Annotated in this window: 16 protein-coding genes; 5 read left to right on the top strand and 11 right to left on the bottom strand. The window is 67.9% G+C overall.

The annotated features are described in order from the left end of the window. Positions 1-64 precede the first annotated feature (64 nt). From clpS to JTN19_RS06285, 4 genes are all read left to right on the top strand, one after another. A complete protein-coding gene (gene clpS, locus JTN19_RS06270; RefSeq protein ID WP_456315791.1) occupies positions 65-484 on the top strand; it encodes an ATP-dependent Clp protease adapter ClpS in 420 nt (139 codons plus the stop codon). Between the two features lie 252 nt (positions 485-736). Next, entirely contained in the window at positions 737-3,091 is a 2,355-nt protein-coding gene (clpA, locus tag JTN19_RS06275; protein ID WP_206931054.1) for an ATP-dependent Clp protease ATP-binding subunit ClpA, read from the top strand. Between the two features lie 91 nt (positions 3,092-3,182). Beyond that, positions 3,183-3,521, top strand: coding sequence for a carboxymuconolactone decarboxylase family protein (locus tag JTN19_RS06280; protein ID WP_206931305.1), 339 nt, complete (start codon positions 3,183-3,185; stop codon positions 3,519-3,521). Continuing rightward, positions 3,518-4,132 (top strand): NeuD/PglB/VioB family sugar acetyltransferase, encoded by a 615-nt coding sequence (locus tag JTN19_RS06285; RefSeq protein WP_206931055.1) that lies wholly within the window; start codon positions 3,518-3,520, stop codon positions 4,130-4,132. Before JTN19_RS06280 ends, JTN19_RS06285 begins: the two co-directional genes overlap by 4 nt. Here the strand turns inward: JTN19_RS06285 and JTN19_RS06290 are convergent. From JTN19_RS06290 to JTN19_RS06305, 4 genes are all read right to left on the bottom strand, one after another. Then, entirely contained in the window at positions 4,116-4,850 is a 735-nt protein-coding gene (locus JTN19_RS06290) for an amino acid ABC transporter ATP-binding protein (protein ID WP_206931056.1), read from the bottom strand. The two genes, JTN19_RS06285 and JTN19_RS06290, sit on opposite strands and share 17 nt — an antisense overlap. After that, on the bottom strand, positions 4,847-6,199 hold the full coding sequence (locus tag JTN19_RS06295) for an amino acid ABC transporter permease (RefSeq protein ID WP_206931057.1): 1,353 nt from the start codon (positions 6,197-6,199) through the stop codon (positions 4,847-4,849). Before JTN19_RS06295 ends, JTN19_RS06290 begins: the two co-directional genes overlap by 4 nt. Positions 6,200-6,202: 3 nt before the next feature. Continuing rightward, the gene (locus JTN19_RS06300) at positions 6,203-7,387 is read right to left on the bottom strand and encodes an amino acid ABC transporter permease (protein ID WP_206931058.1); all 1,185 of its coding nucleotides are present in this window, start codon (positions 7,385-7,387) and stop codon (positions 6,203-6,205) included. Between the two features lie 73 nt (positions 7,388-7,460). Beyond that, positions 7,461-8,486, bottom strand: coding sequence for an amino acid ABC transporter substrate-binding protein (locus JTN19_RS06305; protein WP_206931059.1), 1,026 nt, complete (start codon positions 8,484-8,486; stop codon positions 7,461-7,463). Between the two features lie 73 nt (positions 8,487-8,559). Here JTN19_RS06305 and JTN19_RS06310 point away from each other — a divergent pair, with 73 nt between their 5' ends. Continuing rightward, the gene (locus JTN19_RS06310; RefSeq protein ID WP_206931060.1) at positions 8,560-8,955 is read left to right on the top strand and encodes a hypothetical protein; all 396 of its coding nucleotides are present in this window, start codon (positions 8,560-8,562) and stop codon (positions 8,953-8,955) included. A gap of 79 nt (positions 8,956-9,034) precedes the next feature. On the opposite strand, the gene JTN19_RS06315 is transcribed toward JTN19_RS06310, so the two are convergent. The 7 genes from JTN19_RS06315 to JTN19_RS06345 form a co-directional block, all read right to left on the bottom strand. After that, a complete protein-coding gene (locus tag JTN19_RS06315) occupies positions 9,035-10,012 on the bottom strand; it encodes an ABC transporter ATP-binding protein (protein WP_206931061.1) in 978 nt (325 codons plus the stop codon). 17 nt (positions 10,013-10,029) lie between these two features. Further along, positions 10,030-11,043, bottom strand: coding sequence for an ABC transporter ATP-binding protein (locus JTN19_RS06320; RefSeq protein ID WP_206931062.1), 1,014 nt, complete (start codon positions 11,041-11,043; stop codon positions 10,030-10,032). Then, a complete protein-coding gene (locus JTN19_RS06325; protein ID WP_340643287.1) occupies positions 11,040-11,939 on the bottom strand; it encodes an ABC transporter permease in 900 nt (299 codons plus the stop codon). Before JTN19_RS06325 ends, JTN19_RS06320 begins: the two co-directional genes overlap by 4 nt. 25 nt (positions 11,940-11,964) lie before the next feature. After that, on the bottom strand, positions 11,965-12,924 hold the full coding sequence (locus JTN19_RS06330) for an ABC transporter permease subunit (RefSeq protein ID WP_206931064.1): 960 nt from the start codon (positions 12,922-12,924) through the stop codon (positions 11,965-11,967). A 9-nt stretch (positions 12,925-12,933) separates the two neighbouring features. Further along, the gene (locus JTN19_RS06335) at positions 12,934-14,736 is read right to left on the bottom strand and encodes a peptide ABC transporter substrate-binding protein (protein WP_206931065.1); all 1,803 of its coding nucleotides are present in this window, start codon (positions 14,734-14,736) and stop codon (positions 12,934-12,936) included. 194 nt (positions 14,737-14,930) lie between these two features. Further along, positions 14,931-16,733 carry a peptide ABC transporter substrate-binding protein gene (locus JTN19_RS06340; RefSeq protein ID WP_206931066.1) on the bottom strand — a complete coding sequence of 601 codons (1,803 nt, stop codon included), beginning with the start codon at positions 16,731-16,733 and terminating at the stop codon, positions 14,931-14,933. Positions 16,734-16,801: 68 nt separating this feature from the next. After that, complete coding sequence (locus JTN19_RS06345; protein ID WP_206931067.1) at positions 16,802-17,995, bottom strand: M20 aminoacylase family protein; 1,194 nt, start codon at positions 17,993-17,995, stop codon at positions 16,802-16,804. Positions 17,996-18,008: the final 13 nt, after the last annotated feature.

An 18,008-nucleotide genomic window follows, 5' to 3' on the forward strand; every position in this document is an offset into this window, starting at 1 on the left:
CGTGCCGCGCGGAGCAGGCAAGCCCTTTTCCTGGGCGGCCGGCACCCGATATCCTCCAGCGATCATGACGCATACGGACAAGCGGCCCATCATGCAGCCCGGAACGAATTTCCTGGAGGATCGCGCCCTGGCGCGGGACAAGCTGCGCATCATCCTCTCGGACGGCGACAAGCGCGAGGGCGATGGCGGCCCGGCGACCGGCGTCGTCGTCAAGCCGCGCCCCAAGACCAAGAAGCCGGCGATGTACAAGGTGCTGATGCTGAACGACGACTACACGCCGATGGAGTTCGTCGTCCACGTCCTGGAACGCTTCTTCCAGAAGAACCGCGACGAGGCCACGCGCATCATGATGCATGTGCACCGGCGCGGTGTCGGCGTCTGCGGCGTCTATACCTATGAGGTGGCCGAGACGAAGGTCACGCAGGTCATGGACCTGGCGCGGCAGAACCAGCACCCGCTCCAGTGCACGATTGAGAAAGAGTGAAGCCGGAGCGCGTGTGACGCGAAAAAAATCCCCCCTTTCGGCCATACAGGCTTTACCCTTCCGCCCGGACTCTCGGTTCGGGACGGCCGCCCCCGGGCGGCGCGCCGGACCACGGCGGAACGACACCCCGGTGCCTGACTTGCAGGAGACTTCCGCCGGGGGAGGTGAATTTGGGGGAAGTGCCATCACATCACCTTTCAACGGCCGGGCCGCATTTCCGCGGCCCGCCACCCTTAGGGGAGCGTACTGAACATGCTGTCCCGCAATCTCGAGCAGACGCTCCATCGGGCCCTCGGCCTCGCCAATGACCGCCGGCACGAATACGCGACACTCGAACACCTCCTCCTCGCGCTGGCCGAGGATGCCGATGCCACCACCGTGCTGCGCGCCTGCGGCGTGGATGTGGACAAGCTGAAGCGCGACCTGGGCGAGTTCCTCGACAAGGACCTGGCCGGCCTGGTCTCCGACCGCGGCGGCGACCCGAAGCCCACCGCGGGCTTCCAGCGCGTGGTCCAGCGCGCCGCCATCCATGTGCAGAGCAGCGGCCGCGACGAAGTCACGGGCGCCAATGTGCTGGTGGCCCTGTTCAGCGAACGCGAGAGCCATGCCGTCTATTTCCTGCAACTGCAGGACATGACGCGGCTGGACGCCGTCAACTTCATCAGCCACGGCATCGCCAAGGCGCCCGGCCGCAGCCAGCCCCGCCCCGTGCAGGGCAGCGCGCAGACGCCGCCCGAGGAAGGCGCTGGCAACAGCGAACGCGAGGAAAAGCCGCGCGGGGGCAACCGCAACCAGGATGCGCTCAGCACCTATTGCGTGAACCTCAACAAGAAGGCGGGCCAGGGCAAGATCGACCCGCTGATCGGCCGCGATTCCGAGATCGAGCGCACCATCCAGATCCTGTGCCGGCGCACCAAGAACAACCCGCTCTATGTGGGTGATCCGGGCGTGGGCAAGACCGCCATCGCCGAGGGCCTGGCCAAGCGCATCGTCGAAGGCGACGTGCCGGAGGTGCTGGCCAAGTCCACCATCTACTCGCTGGACATGGGTTCGCTGCTGGCCGGCACGCGCTATCGCGGCGATTTCGAGGAACGCCTGAAGGCGGTGGTGAGCGAGCTGGAAGCCCAGCCCGGCGCCATCCTCTTCATTGACGAGATCCACACCGTGATCGGCGCGGGCGCCACCTCGGGGGGCGCGATGGACGCGTCCAACCTGCTCAAGCCCGCGCTGGCGCAGGGCACGCTGCGCTGCATCGGCAGCACCACCTACAAGGAATACCGCGTCCACTTCGAGAAGGACCGCGCTTTGGTGCGGCGCTTCCAGAAGATCGACGTGAACGAGCCCTCGGTCGAGGACACGGTCAAGATCCTGCAGGGGCTCAAGACCAACTACGAGAAGCACCACAAGGTGAAGTACACGCCGGAAGCCGTCCGCGCCGCGGTGGAGCTTTCGGCCAAGTACATCCATGACCGCAAGCTGCCCGACAAGGCGATCGACGTGATCGACGAGGTGGGCGCCTCGCGCATGCTGGTGCCCGAGAACAAGCGCAAGAAGACGGTCACGCTGAAGGATGTGGAGGAGGTGGTCGCCAAGATCGCCCGCATTCCTCCCAAATCCGTCAGCGCGGACGACAAGGAGACGCTCCGCACCCTGGAGCGTGACCTCAAGGCCATGGTCTTCGGCCAGGATCGCGCCATCGAGGCGCTGTCCTCGGCCATCAAGCTGAGCCGCGCGGGCCTGCGCGATCCGGAGAAGCCCATCGGCAACTACCTGTTCTCCGGTCCCACGGGCGTCGGCAAGACGGAAGTCGCCAAGCAGCTCTCCAAGACGCTCGGCATCGAGCTGATCCGCTTCGACATGTCCGAATACATGGAGCGGCACAGCGTCTCCCGCCTGATCGGCGCACCCCCGGGCTATGTGGGCTTCGACCAGGGCGGGCTGCTGACGGATGGCATCGACCAGCACCCGCATTGCGTGCTGCTGCTCGATGAGATCGAAAAGGCGCACCAGGATCTCTACAACATCCTGCTGCAGGTGATGGACCACGGGAAGCTGACGGACCACAACGGCAAGACCGTGGATTTCCGCAACGTCATCCTCATCATGACGACCAATGCGGGCGCAGCCGACATGCAGAAGCCCGCCATCGGCTTCGGCAGCCCCGTCCGCACCGGCGAGGATGAGGAGGCGGTGAAGCGCATGTTCACGCCCGAATTCCGCAACCGCCTCGACGCTGTCATCCCCTTCGCGGGGCTGACGCAGGAGATCGTGGCGCAGGTGGTGGAGAAGTTCGTCATGCAGCTGGAGGCCCAGCTGGCCGATCGCAACGTGACGATCGAGCTCTCCTCCGCCGCCAAGGAATGGCTGGCCGAGCGTGGCTATGACCCGCTCTATGGCGCGCGGCCGCTGGCCCGCGTGATCCAGGAGCACATCAAGAAGCCGCTGGCCGAGGAACTCCTCTTCGGCAAGCTGGCCAAGGGTGGCGCGGTCAAGGTCAACCTGGTGGATGGCGCGCTGGCCTTCGACCTGGCCGAGGCACCCGTCGCCGCCCTGCCCCGCCCCGAGGGCGATGGCGAGGCGGAGAAGGAACCCGAGACCGCCGAATAGGCTGCGCCATATCAATGGACGTGGAGGCCCCGATGGGAAACCATCGGGGCCTTTCCATTTGGGAGCCAGACAGGTGACGACCGACACGCGGATCGAGGATTGGGACAGCTACAATGCGGGGCTGCGGGATCGGGGCAAGGAGCTTTCCGCCCTGCACCCGGAGCTGATGAAGGGCTTTGGCGCGCTGAGCCGCGGCAGCAGCACCACGAAGCACCTGGACGCCAAGACGCGGGAGATGATCGCGCTGGCCGTCGCCGTCACCACGCGCTGCGAGGGCTGCATTGACGCCCATGCCCGCAAGGCCCGCGCCGCCGGGGCCACGAAGGAGGAGGTGGCGGAGGCGCTGGGTGTCGCCATCGCGCTCAACGCCGGGGCCGCGCTGACCTATTCCCTGCATGTGCTGGACGCGCTGGACGGCGCGGGCGGGTGAGGCTGCTCGTCCTCGGCGCCGGCGGCCACGCGCTGGTGGTGCTGGAGGCGCTGGACGCACTGGGCCGGGAGGTGGCCGGCGTGCTGGATGACCGCGCCACGGCACCCGTGCTGGGAAGGCCCGTGCTGGGGCCGCTCGCATCCCTGGAGGCGCATGGCGCGGGGGGCGCGGTGGTGGCGCTGGGCGACAACGCGCTGCGCCTGCATTGGGGCGAGGCGGCGCGGCGGGCGGGCCTCGCCCTGCCCGCCCTGGTGCATCCGGCGGCGCTGGTCTCGCCCAGCGCGCGGGTCGGCGACGGGGCGCAGGTGATGGCCCGCGCCTCGGTCGGGCCCCTGGCGGCGATCGGGGCGCTGGCCGTGGTGAACACCGCCGCCGTGGTCGAGCATGACTGCGTGGTGGAAGACGGCGCGCATATCGCCCCCGGCGCGGTGCTTTGTGGCACCGTGCGCGTGGGCGCGGGCGCGCTGGTCGGCGCGGGCGCGGTGGTGGCGCCGGGGCGCCGGCTGGGCGCGGGCGCCGTGGCCGGCGCGGGTGCGGCGGTGGTGCGTGACGTGCCACCGGGCGCGGTGGTGGCGGGCGTGCCGGCCAAACCCCTCAGAGGATCTGGCTGAGGAACATCCGCGTGCGGTCATAGCGCGGGTTGGCGAAGAAGTCCTCGGGCGGCGCCTGCTCCACCACCTCCCCCTGGTCCATGAACACCACGCGGTCGGCCACCTGGCGGGCGAAGCCCATCTCGTGCGTCACCACCACCATGGTCATGCCCGTGTTGGCGAGTTCGACCATCACGTCCAGCACCTCCTTGATCATCTCGGGGTCGAGGGCGGAGGTGGGCTCGTCGAACAGCATGATGCGCGGCTGCATGCACAGCGCGCGCGCGATGGCGACGCGCTGCTGCTGCCCGCCGGAGAGTTGCAGCGGGTACTTCAGCGCCTGTTCGGGGATGCGCACGCGCTCCAGGTGCGACAGGGCGATGCGCTTCGCTTCCTCCTCCGGCATCTGCTTCACCCAGGTCAGGGCGAAGGTGCAGTTTTCCAGCACCGTCATGTGCGGGAAGAGGTTGAAGGACTGGAACACCATGCCCGTCTCGCGGCGGATGGCCTCGTCATCCCGCGCGCCGCCGCCGAAGGCGCGGCCATGGATGCGGATGTCGCCGCGCTGGTGGCGCTCCAGCTGGTTCACGCAGCGGATCATGGTGGACTTGCCGGAGCCCGAGGGGCCGCAGACCACCACGCGCTCGCCCTCGGAGATGGAGAGGTTGATCTCCTTCAGCGCCTGGAAGCTGCCATACCATTTGCTGACGCCGACGAGTTCGATGGCGGGCGTGGTCATCGGCGCTGCCCCCCGCCCAGCCGGCGTTCCAGGTTCATGCTGTATTGCGACATGGCGAAGCAGAACACGAAGTAGATCATCGTGATGAAGAAGAAGGGCTCGATGAAGAGGCCTAGCCAGCGCGTGTCCTCGCCCACCGCCCGCGCCATGCTCAGCATGTCGAACAGGCCGATGATGGAAACCAGCGTGGTGTCCTTGAACAGCCCGATGAAGTTGCCGACGATGGCCGGGATCATGATCTTGAGCGCCTGGGGCAGGATGATCAGCGTGGTGGACTGCCAGTAGCCCAGCCCCATGGCGGCCGCGGCCTCGTATTGGCCTTTCGGGATGGCCTGCAGCCCACCGCGCACGATCTCGGCCATGTAGGCGGCGGCGAAGAGGCAGACGGCCACGATGGCGCGCAGCAGCCGGTCCACCTCCACCCCCACCGGCAGGAACAGCGGCAGCATGGTGTTGAACATGAACAGGATGGTGATGAGGGGGACGGAGCGGAACAGCTCGATGAAGGCCACGCAGAAGCCGCGGATCAGCGGCATGGAGGATCGCCGCCCCAGCGCCAGCATCACGCCCGCGGGCAGCGAGAAGGTGATGCCGATGCCCGAGATCACCATGGTCAGGAACAGCCCGCCCCAGAGCCGCGTGGGCACCTCCACCAGTTGCCAGCGGGAGACGATGACCAGCGCCGTGACGAACAGCGCGGCCCAGGCCAGCTGCCGAACCAGCCGCGCGCGCTCCGGGATGGGGTCGGGCCCCGCCAGGGTGCGGACCAGCAGCGCGAGGAAGGGCAGCCCCGTCCGCATCTCGCTGATGGCCGTCAGCCAGACCCAGAAGAAGGTGGCGAGGCTGCCCGCCACCAGCACCATCCAGATCCAGCCCTTCTCGCCGCCCAGGAAGAGGTAGGAGACGAGGAAGGGATACACCAGCACCGCCGTCAGCCCGATCGCGATCTTGGACTTCACCCGCGGCAGGAAGAGCGGCAGCGCCCAGAGCACCAGGATCAGCGCGCCCAGGTCAATGCGCCACACCTGGTCCTTGGGATAGAGGCCGTAGATGAGGTTAGGCAGCCAGGCGATGACGCCCGGCCAGCAGGCGCCCGAACGCCCCACCGCATCGAGGCAGGCGCGGCGGTTGGGCGCCTCCCACACCGCGTTGATCAGCGCCCAGGAGATGATGGCCTCCAGGAACACATAGAGGATGTAGGCGCCCAGGAAGGTCAGGATCGTGTTCGGCACCGAGGAGAAGAGGTTGGCGCGCAGCCAGCCCATCACCCCCACCGTGCTGGGCGGCGGCGGCGCCGAGGGGCGCGGTGTGAAGACGAGGGGCGGCGTGGGCGTGTGGTCGGGGGCCATGGCTCAACGCTCCGTCAGCTGCATGCGGCGGTTGTAGAGGTTGAGCAGCCCCGACACGGCGAGGCTCACCACGCAATAGAAGGCCATAGTCATCGCCACGATCGGGATGGCGCGGCCCGACTGGTTGAGCGAGGTGTTCATCCACACGCTCACCAGGTCGGGGAAGCCGATCGCGATGGCGAGCGAGGAGTTCTTCGTCAGGTTCAGATACTGGCTGATGAGCGGCGGGATGATCACGCGCATGGCCTGGGGCAGGATGATGAAGCGCATGGTGCGGGAGGGCTTCACGCCCAGCGCGCGCGCCGCCTCCGTCTGCCCATGCGCCACGGACTGGATGCCCGCGCGCACGATCTCCGCGATGAAGCAGGAGGTGTAGATGGACAGCGCCACCACCAGCGCGCAGAAGGCCGGCGGCACGCTGATGCCGCCCACGAAGTTGAAGCCGCGCAGCGTCGGCCAGTCCCAGGTGAGCGGCGCGCCGCTGCCGTAGAAGACCGCGAGCGGCAGCAGGATGATGAGGGCGGTGGCGACGGTTCCGCCCGGGAAGATGCGCCCCGTGGCGCGGCGGCGGCGGTTGGACCACGTGACGATCAGCACCGCGCCCAGGATCGCGACCAGCAGGGCGGCCAGCGTCCAGCCGAAGCCCTCCTGCGGCACGGGGCCCGGCATGTAGAAGCCGCGGTTGTTCAGGAAGAAGAGGCCGCCCCAGTCGATGCTCTCGCGCGGGCGGGGCAGCAGGTTGAAGACGCCGAAATACCACGCGATGATCTGCAGCAGCAGCGGCGTGTTCCGCAGCACCTCGATGTACCAGCGCGCCAGCGTCGCGATCAGCCAGTTGGTGGAAAGCCGCGCCAGCCCCACGATGAGCCCGATGATGGTGGCGAAGACGATGCCGATGACGGCCACCAGCAAGGTGTTGGCGATGCCCACCTGGAACACGCGCAGATAGCTGTCGCCCTCCCGGTACGGGATCAGCGTGAAGGCGATGTTGAACCCGGCCGAGACGTCCAGGAAGTCGAACCCCGCGGACATGTTCCGCTGGGACATGTTCGTGATGGTGTTCGAGATCAGGTAGTAGAACAGGCCCGTGACGGCCAGAAACACGGCGGCCTGATAGACGAAGGCCCGCACGCCGGCATCATTGAGGAATGAGGCGCGCGGCGGCGCCGTGCTGGTGCTGCTGGACATGCGGGGCCTGCTCCGGGGCTTGATGGGGGCCGCGCCCGGCGCGCGGCCCCGTTCTGGCGTCAGGTGGCGCGGATCACCGGAAGGGCATGGCGTACATCAGCCCGCCATTGGTCCAGAGCGCGTTCAGCGAGTTGGCGCGGGGAATGCCGATGGGCGTGTTGGCGCCCACATGGCGCTCATAGGCCTCGCCGTAGTTGCCGATGTGGCGGATGACGCGGACCATGAAGTCGGCCGGCAAGCCCATCCCCTGGCCGATATTGCCCTCGGTGCCGAGCAGGCGGCGGATGCCGGGGTTGGTGGAGCGCTGCATCTCGGCAAGGTTGGCCTGGGTGACGCCCATCTCCTCCGCCTCGATCATCCCGTAGAGGACCCAGCGGACGATGTCGCCCCAGTTCTGGTCGCCATGGCGGACCACGGGGCCCAGCGGCTCCTTCGAGATGGTCTCGGGCAGGATCACGTGGTCGTTCGGGTTCGGGAAGGCGGCGCGGCGCGAGGCCAGGCCCGACTTGTCATTGGTGTAGGCGTCGCAGCCGCCGCCGAGATAGGTCTCGACCAGCACGTTGACGTTCTCGTTCGTCACCGCGCGGAAGGTCATGTTGTTGGCGCGGAAATAGTCGGCGAGGTTCAGCTCGGTCGTCGTGCCGGTCAGGACGCAGACCGTGGCGCCGTCGAGCTGGCGGGCCGAGGTGATGTTGGACGCGCGCGGCACCAGGAAGCCCTGGCCGTCATAGAAGTTCACGCCCGCGAATTCGAGGCCGAGCTGCGTGTCGCGCACCGCGGTCCAGGTGGTGGTGCGGGAGAGCATGTCGCTCTCGCCATTGGCGAGCGAGGTGAAGCGCACCGCCGAGGTCACGGACTGGTACTGCACGCGGTTGGGATCGTCGAAGATGGCGGCGGCGACGGCGCGGCACATGTCCACGTCGAGGCCGGACCAGGTGCCATTCGCGGCCAGTGCGTAGAAGCCCGGGGTGGGCAGGCCCACCTGGCAGTTCAGGCTGCCGCGGGTGCGGACCTGTTGCAGCGTCTGCTGCGCGTAGGCGGCGGTGCTGACTGTCACCATCGCCGCGGCGGCGGCGAGGAGGGTGAGTCCCAGTTTCATTTGTTGCACTCCCAGACGTTGAAGGCAGTCACATGCGCCGAGGGCACATGCGGCCGTCTGCGCGGAAGGAAGCATGACGGTTGTCACCATCCCGGTTCAACCGGATCGTGACGCTGCCGTGCATTTCCCAACCTCGCATGCCGGAACGATAGGAGGCGGCCGCGGCGGCTGCCATGCGCCTCTTGCCCGCGGCACGGGCGAATATGTGCTGCCGGACGAGCGCATGCCGATGATCTGGTCAGTGGTCCGCATCCGCGCCGGAAAAGCGTGCAGATGGTGGCAGGGCATGCTGCGCGCGCCTTGTGTCATGGCGTCACGAGGGGAAATGAAGCGGCCCGCGCCTGCCCGATTCGGCGCTGAGTTGGCCGCCACCGACCAGTCAGCTGACAACAAGGCCCGCACATCAGGAGGAAGCCGCGCCAGGCCATCTTGCGGTGAACTTGGCAGCCCGGCCGATATTCTGCGTTGACGGCGGCCATGACCAAGCCATGGCCGCCGTTACTCACCTAGATTCTGGCGGGTTGGCCCCGGCTTCCCGGGGCCTGCGTTCACCCGCGCAGGTGGCAGGACACCCAATGGCCAGGCGTGGACTCACGCAGTTCCGGCACCGTGTCCGCGCAGGGCGAAGGCTTCTTCGCGATGGGGCAGCGCGTGTGGAAATGGCAGCCCGAGGGCGGGCGCAGCGGGTTCGGCACGTCCCCCTGCAACATGATGCGCTTGCGCTTCACGGTCGGGTCCGGGATGGGCACGGCCGAGAGCAGCGCCTCGGTGTAGGGGTGCAGCGGGTTGGTGTAGAGGTCCCGCGCCGAGGCGATCTCGACGATGCGCCCCAGGTACATCACCGCCACGCGGTCGGAGGTGTGCTCCACCACGCTCAGGTCATGGGCGATGAAGAGGTAGGTGAGGCCCAGCTTCTCCTGGAGGTCCTCCAGCAGGTTCACCACCTGCGCCTGGATGGACACGTCCAGCGCCGAGACGGGCTCATCGCAGACCACGAGCTTGGGCGAGACGGCCAGCGCGCGGGCGATGCCGATGCGCTGCCGCTGCCCGCCCGAGAATTCATGCGGGAAGCGGCGCATCTGGTCGGCCTTGAGGCCCACCGTCTCCATCAGCTCCACCACCCGGTCCTCGCGCTCGCGCGCGGATTTCGCGAGGCCATGGATGACCAGCGCCTCGCCGATGATGGAGCCCACCGTCATGCGCGGGTTCAAGGACGCGAAGGGGTCCTGGAAGATGATCTGCATGTCCCGGCGCAGGCTGCCAAGCTGCTCGTTGTTGAGCGCGGTCACATCCTGGCCCTGGAACCAGACCTGGCCCGAGGTGGGCTCGATCAGCCGCAGGATCAGGCGGCCGGTGGTGGACTTGCCGCAGCCGCTCTCGCCCACGAGGCCGAGCGTCTCGCCGGGGTTGAGGGTGAAGCTGACATCGCTGACGGCGTGCACATGGTCCACGGTGCGCTGCAGCAGGCCGCCCTTCACCGGGAACTTCTTCACCAGGTTCTGGACGCGCAGGAGAGGTTCGGTCATGGGCGCGGAGGAATCCATCACAGAATGCACGCCGCCTTGTGGCCCGGCGCCTTCTCGACCAGCGGCGGTTCGGCGGCGAGGCAGGCCTCGGTCACGTAGCGGCAGCGCGCGGCGAAGCGGCAGCCCTTGGGCGGGTTCAGCAGGGAAGGCACGGTGCCGGGAATGGCCTCGAGCCGGGTGTGGGTCGTGGCCGCGAGGTCAATGCGCGGAATGGAGCGGATGAGGCCCTGGGTGTAGGGGTGGCGAGGGTTGGCGAAGAGGTCCTCGACCCGCGCCTCCTCCACCACCTTGCCCGCATACATCACCACCACGCGCTGCGCCGTCTCCGCCACCACCCCCATGGCGTGGGTGATGAGCATGACGGCCATGCCCAGGCGTTCCTTCATCTCGGTCAGCAGTTCGAGAATCTGGGCCTGGATGGTGACGTCGAGCGCGGTGGTCGGCTCATCCGCGATCAGCAGCTTCGGATTGCAGGACAGCGCCATGGCGATCATGACGCGCTGGCGCATGCCGCCCGAGAACTGGTGCGGGTAGTCATGCACGCGGCGCTGCGGGCTCGGGATATTGACCAGCCGCAGCATGTCCGCCGCCCGCTCATAGGCCGCCTTCTTCGACAGGCCTTCATGGTGGCGCACCGTCTCGGCGATCTGGTGGCCCACCGTGTAGACGGGGTTGAGCGAGGTCATCGGCTCCTGGAAGACGATGCCGATCTGCTTGGAACGGATGGCGCGCATCTGCGCGGGCGTCATGGGGACGATGTCGCGCCCCTCGAACATGATGCTGCCGGCCACGATCTGGCCGGGCGGCATCGCGATCAGCTTCAGCACCGTCATGGCGGTCACGGTCTTGCCGCAGCCACTCTCGCCCACCACGCAGACCGTCTCGCCACGGTCCACGCCGATGTCCACGCCGTCCACGGCGCGCACCATGCCGTCATCGGTGCGGAAATGCACCTTGAGGCCGCTGATCTCCAGCAGGCGCTGGCCCACCGCCGCGGGGGCGGTGCGCGCTTCGGTCGTGCTCGCGCTCATTTCACGCGCCTCGGGTCGAGGGCATCGCGCAGCCCGTCACCCACGAAGTTGATGCTGAGCACCGTGAGGAAGATGGCGAGGCCGGGAAACAGCGCCCAATGCGGCGCGAAGTCGAGATTGTCCTTGGCATCGAACAGCAGTCGCCCCCAGGTCGGGATGTCGGGCGGGAAACCCAGGCCCAGGAAGGAGAGCGTGCTCTCCGCGATGATGGCGGCCGCCACGTCAATGGTGGCGGCGACGATGACGGGCCCCAGCGCATTGGGCAGGATGTGCTTCCACACCAGCCGGAAGCGCGAGGCGCCGAGCGCGCGGGCGGCTTCCACGAACTCCTTCTCGCGCAGGGAGAAGAACTGCGCGCGCACCAGGCGCGCCACCTGCATCCAGTTGAACAACCCGATGATGGTGACGATGAGGATGAAGACGCCCATCTCCGGCCCCACCATGCCGGTCAGCGAATCACGGAACAGATAGATGATGAGCAGCAGCAGCGGCAGCTGCGGCAGGGAGAGGAACAGGTCCGTCAGCCACATCAGGGCCGCGTCGGTCTTCCCGCCGGCCATGCCGGCGACCGAACCCACCAGCACGCCCACGAAGACGGCCACGAACATCGCGGCGAATCCCACGGCGAGCGAGATCCGCCCGCCATAGAGGATGCGTGCCAGCAGATCCTGCCCGAGGTCATCGGTGCCGAGCGGGTGGTCCCAGGAGGGGCCTTGCAGCCGCACCGAGAAATCAATGCCGTCAATCGGAACCCGGTAGAAGAAGGGTCCGACCAGCACCGCCACGATCAGCGTGATCAAGATGCCGGAGCAGACAACCGCCAGCCGGTGCTTGCGGAAACGCCGCCATGCATCCTGCCAGGGCGAGATCGGCGGCCGCCGGGTCTCGGGCGCCACGAGGACGCCCGGGGCGCCCCCGGCGCTAACGGTAGCTGATACGGGGGTCGAGCCAGCCATAAATGATGTCCGCGAGCAGGTTGAAGAAGATGACGAGGCAGGCGAAGACGAAGGTCACGGCCATGATCACCGGCGTGTCATTGGCCAGGATCGCGCTGATCAGCAGCGAGCCGATGCCCGGCACGCGGAAGATCTGCTCCGTCACGATGGCGCCACCGAAGACGATGGGCATCTGCAGCGCCACCAGCGTCACCACGGGGATGAGCGCGTTGCGGACGACGTGGCGCGTGGTCACCCGGCCCTCGGGCAGGCCCTTGGCGCGCGCCGTGGTCACGTGGTCGAGCCGGATCACGTCCAGCACGGCCGAGCGGACGAAACGCGTCCAGGCCGCGCCCTGGAACAGCCCCAGCACGAGCACCGGCATGATGGATTGCCGGATATGCTCCCACCACCACTGCCAGCCCGTGGCCGTGATGTTGGTGTTGTAGACGAAGGGCAGCCAGCCGAGCCAGATCGAGAAGAACATGATGAACAGCAGGCCCGTGAAGAAGGTGGGCAGCGAGAAGCCCACGAAGGCCAGCGTGTTCACCACCTGGTCGAAGATGGAATAGGGCCGGGTCGCGGCCAGCACGCCCACGGGCAGCGCGATGGCGAGTGCCAGGATCTGCGAGCTGCCGATGACGATCAGCGTCGTGGGCAGGCGTTGCAGGATCAGCTGATCCACATTGATGCGGCTGACGAAGGAGAAGCCCCATTCGCCCTGCAACATGGCGAAGAGCCAGCGGAAGTAGCGGATGTAGATGGGGTCATCCATGCCGAGCGAGGCGCGCAGCTGCATGCGCACCTCGGGCGGGATGGCGGGGTTCGTCGCCAGCTCCTCGAAGGGATCTCCAGGAGCCAGCGCGAGCACGGTGAAGAGGATGACGCTGATCCCGAGCAGGCTCGGGATCGCGATCATCAAACGACGGATCAGATACTGGGTCACGTGCGGAAATCAGCCCTCACGGAACCAGTCGGCGAGCAGCCAATGCGTGTTGTCCCACGCGCTCAGCACCGGGCGCAGGTTCAGCAGGCTGCCCGAGGTGAGCGGCCGCTTCACCAGCGGGATGATGTGGTTGCTGCCCACGATCAGGTCGTTCATGCGGATGAACATCTCGGCCCGCTTCACGGGGTCGAGCTCGTTCTCGGCCTGACGGAAGATGTTGTCGTATTCCTCGTTCCGCCAGCGGACGATGTTGCGGCCCTGCCAGTTGTTCGCCCGCTGCGACACTTCCCAGGAGACGTACTGGTTCATGAAGCGCTGCGGGTCGGCCTGCGGCATGGTGGTCGTGTACATCTGCATGTCGGCCCAGAACTTCCCGAAGGTATCCGGATTGCCGACATCCGCCGAGAAGAACACCGAGGCCGTCACCGACTTCAGATCGAGGTTGATGCCCGCGCGCTGCGCCGCCTGGCGGTAGATCGCCTGGGTACGCTGGCGCGGCGCGTTGACCGAGGTCTGGTAGACGAAGGAGAGCCGCACGCCATCCTTCGCGCGCACGCCGTCGCGGCCGCGCACCCAGCCCGCCGCGTCCAGGATCTCGTTGGCGCGCTGCACGTTGAACTCGTGCCGCGTGTTCTGCGAGACGAAGCGCGGGGGGTTGTTCAGGAAGTTGGAGGTGGCGGGGCCGCTGCGGCCATAGATGAACTGCTGCAGCGCGTTGCGGTCGATCAGCAGGGCCATCGCCTGGCGCACCGCCGGGTCGCGGAAGGCCGGGTGCTGCGTGCTGATATGCGCGCGCTCGCCCTCGACCTCGCGGTGCGGGTCGGTGACGTTGAGCTGCACGAACTCGATGCTGCCGCCATCCACGATGTTCACGCGGCCGCGGTTGGCGGCCTCGAGGCGACGGAGCAGCTCATCCTCGACCTGAAGGTTCCAGGCGTAGTCGAAGTCGCCGGTCTGCAGCACGGCGCGCGCGGCCGAGACCGCATCGCCGCCGCCCTTCACCTCGATCGTGTCGAAGAAGGGGCGGTTCTCGCCGTGATAATTGGGGTTCAGCGCGCCGATCAGGTTGTCGCCGGGCGCGAAGCTGACGAAGCGATAGGGGCCGGTGCCCACGGGGCGCAGGTTGGTGGGGGCATCGCGCGCGGTGGCGCCGCGGAAGCCGCCGAAGAGGTGCTGCGGGATGATGCAGCCGGCCGAGGCCACGAAGGCGTCGGCCCAGAAGGGCGTCGGCCGCTCGAACTCCACGCGCACCGTGTGGCTGTCCACCTTCACCACGTTCACGTCGCGGTAGCTGCCGCTGGTGGTCGTGGCATTGGCCGGGTCGCGGGCATACTCCCAGGTGAAGACGACGTCGTCGGCGGTGAAGTCCTGGCCGTCATGCCACTTCACGCCGCGCTTCAGCTTCCAGGTGACGGCCCTGCCGTCCTCGCGCAGCCCGCCATTCTCGATGGAGGGGATCTCGGCGGCCAGGATGGGCACCAGCGTGCCGTCCGTGGCCCAGCCGGCCAGCGGCTCGTAGAAGACGCGGCTCGATTCCTGGTTGGTCGTGCCCACCGCGAAATGCGGGTTCAGCAGGGTGGAGGCCTGCCAGTAGAGGATGCGAAGCGCCCCGCCGCCGCCGCGCCGCGTGGGGGTATAGGCCGGGATCGAGCCCGCCTGCGCCTGGGCCGAGCCCGCGCCCGCGATGGCCAGAAGCTGCGTCGCCATCGGCGCCGTCATGCCCAGCGCCACCATGCGCGTGACGAAACCGCGGCGCGACAGCGAACCACGCTTCACGCGCCCGATCATCTGGCGCAGATCATCTTCTCTCATCTAACTCTCCCAGATCACAGCCTTGCCCAAGCCGCCGGTTTCTCGCCGGTCGGTGGGGTCGCCTCTTCCTGGACCAAGGCTATAGCACCGCCCACGGCGCGCACCACCCTTTTGTGAACACCGCGTGATGGCGCGCGGCGCCCCGGCTGCACAGAGGCTGGGCGCCCCGTGCCGCGCGCCGGGGCAGAGGCGGATCAGGACACGCGATGCCAGTCTCGCAACAACCAGAGGGTATTTTCCCACCCGCTCAGCACGGGTCTCAGGTTGTTCAGATGGCCATTCACCAGGCGTTGATTCATGAGCGGGATGATGTGGTTGCTGCCCACCACCAGGTCGTTCATGCGGATGAACATCGCCGCGCGCCGCACCGGGTCCAGCTCCCCTTCCGCCGCGCGGAACAGCGCATCGTATTCATCGCTGTGCCAGCGCGTGATGTTGCGGCCCTGCCACCGATTCTCCCGCGTGGACAGCTCCCAGGAGGTGAACTGGTTCATGAAGAGCTGCGGGTCCGCCTGCGGCATGGTCGTGTTGTACATCTGGATGTCGGCGAAGAACTTGGTGTAGGTGTCCGGATTGCCGACATCGGCCGAGAAGAACACCGAGGCCACGACCGACTTCAGCTCGATATCAATGCCCGCGCGCATGGCCGCCTGCTTCACGATGGCCTGGGTGCGCTGGCGCGGCGCGCTGACCGAGGTCTGGAAGATGAAGCGCAGGCGCACGCCATCTTTCGCGCGGATGCCGTCGCGCCCGCGCACCCAGCCCGCCGCGTCCAGCACCTCGTTCGCCTTCTCGATGCTGAACTCGGCCCGCGTGTTGGGCGAGGCGAAGCGCGGCGGCTGGTTCAGGAAATTGCCGGTGGCGACACCGCCCCGGCCATAGATGAAGCGCTGCACGGAATCGCGGTCCACCAGCAGGGCGATGGCCTGGCGCACGGCCGGGTCGCGGAAGGCGGGGTGCTGGGTGGAGGCATGGGCACGCTCGCCATTCACCTCGACATTGGGGTCGGTGCGGTTGAGCTGGATGTGCTCGATGCCGCCCGTGGGCAGGTAGCTGACCGTGCCGCGGCCGGCGGATTCCAGCCGGCGCAGCAGGTCATCCTCCACGCGCAGGCTCCAGGCGAAGTCGAAATCGCCGGTCTGCAGCACGGCCCGCGCGGCGGAGGCCGCATCGCCCCCGCCCTTGATCTCCAGCGTGTCGAAGAAGGGGCGGTTCTCGGCGTGGTAGCGGGGGTTCAGCTCGCCCCGCAGCGTGTCGCCGGGTGTGAAGCTGGTGAAGTTGTAGGGGCCGGTGCCCACGGGGCGCAGGTTGGTGGGTGCGTCGCGCGAATTGGCGCCCACGAAGTCCTGGAACTTGTGCTTCGGGATCAGCATCCCGCGCGAGCCCACGAAGGTGTCCGCCCAGAAGGGCGTGGGGCGGTCGAACTCCACGCGCACGGTGTGGTCGTCCAGCTTCACCACGTTCACGCCGCGATAGCTGCCCGAGGTGACGCCCGCGGTGGCGGGGTTGCGGCCATATTCCCAGTTGAACACCACGTCATCGGCCGAGAAGTCCTGGCCGTCATGCCACTTCACGCCGCGCTTGAGCTTCCAGGTGACGGAGCGCCCATCCTCCGCCAGCCCCCCATTCTCGACCGAGGGGATCTCGGCCGCCAGGATCGGGTGCAGGGTGCCATCCGCCGCCCAGCCGGCCAGCGGCTCATGGAAGACGCGCGAGGCATCCTGGTTCGTGGTGCCCACGGCGAAATGCGGGTTCAGCAGGGTGGGCGCCTGCCAGTACAGCACCCGCAGCGGCCCGCCGCCGCCGCGCCGCGTGCCGGGATAGGGCGGCACGCCGCCGCCCTCCGCCGTCTGGGCCGAGACGCCCGAGATGGCGAGGAGCTGCGTCGCCATCGGCGCGGTGAAGCCCACCGCCGCCATGCGCCGGACGAAGCCGCGGCGCGAGAGGGTGCCGCGCTTCACGCGGCCGATCAGTTCGCGCAGACCGTTTTCGTCCATGTCCGCCTCTCCCGTGATGTGTCTCCCGGGAAAGGCTAACGCATCGCGTCAGGCAGGAACCACTTCTTTCAGGCGCCGCGCAGTTCCTGATCCACGACGCTGACCCAATAGGCGACGCCCAGCGGGATGATGTCGTCGTTGAAGTCGAAATGCGGCGTGTGCAGGTTGGCGGAGGTGCCATCCGGCCCGTTGCCGCCGCCGATGAACATGAAGGCGCCGGGCCGCTGTTCCAGCATCAGCGCGAAATCCTCGGCCCCCGTCACCAGGGCGTTGTTGGTGTTCACCGCCGCATCGCCCACCAGCGCACGGGCGGCGGCGGCCGCCACATCCGTCTGCTCGTCATGGTTCACGGTGGCGGGCGTGCCGCGGCGATAGGTGACATCAGCCGTCACGCCATAGGAGGCGGCAAGGCCGTGCGCGAGTTCCCCGATGCGCCGCTCCAGCAGGTCGCGGATGGCCGGCGTGTAGCTGCGCGCGGTGCCGGTGACCGTCATCTCCGCCGGCATGACATTGGCCGAGATTGGGGAGCCGCCCTGGATCGAGCCCACGCTCAGCACCGCCGTCTCCACCGCCGGCACGTTGCGGCCGATGATGGTCTGCAGCGCCAGCACGAAATGCGCCTGCACGATGGTGACGTCGGTGGCCAAATGCGGCGTGGAGCCGCCATGCCCGCCCGTGCCCTTGAAGGTGACGATGAAGCGGTCGGAGGCCGCCAGCGCCGGCCCCTTGCGGATGGCGAAGCTGCCGGCGGGGATGGTGGGCTTGTTGTGCAGCCCATAGACGGCGTCCACCGGGAAGCGCTCGAACAGCCCGTCGGCGATCATGGCCTTGGCGCCGCCGCGGCCTTCCTCGGCCGGCTGGAAGATCAGGTGGACGGTGCCCGCGAAATCGCGGTGCTGCGAGAGGTAGCGCGCCGCGCCCAGCAGCATGGTGGTGTGGCCGTCATGGCCGCAGGCATGCATTAGCCCCTCATGCTTCGAGGCATAGGGCTTGCCCGTCGCCTCCGGGATCTGCAGCGCATCCATGTCGGCGCGCAGGCCGATGACGCGCTGGCCCGGCCGCGTGCCCTTGATGGTGCCGACGACGCCAAGCTTGCCCACGCCCTCCGTCACCTCGATGCCCAGCGCGCGGAGTTCCTTCGCCACCAGGGCGGCGGTGCGGACCTCCTCCATGCCGAGTTCAGGATGGGCGTGGATGTCCTGGCGGATGGCGGCCAGCTCGGGCTGCCATTGGCGCACGGTCTCGATGACGGAGGAATTCATGGGGCGGGCCTTC

It is taken from the genome of Roseococcus thiosulfatophilus, assembly GCF_017311575.1.
GTDB classification, from domain to species: Bacteria; Pseudomonadota; Alphaproteobacteria; order Acetobacterales; family Acetobacteraceae; genus Roseococcus; species Roseococcus thiosulfatophilus.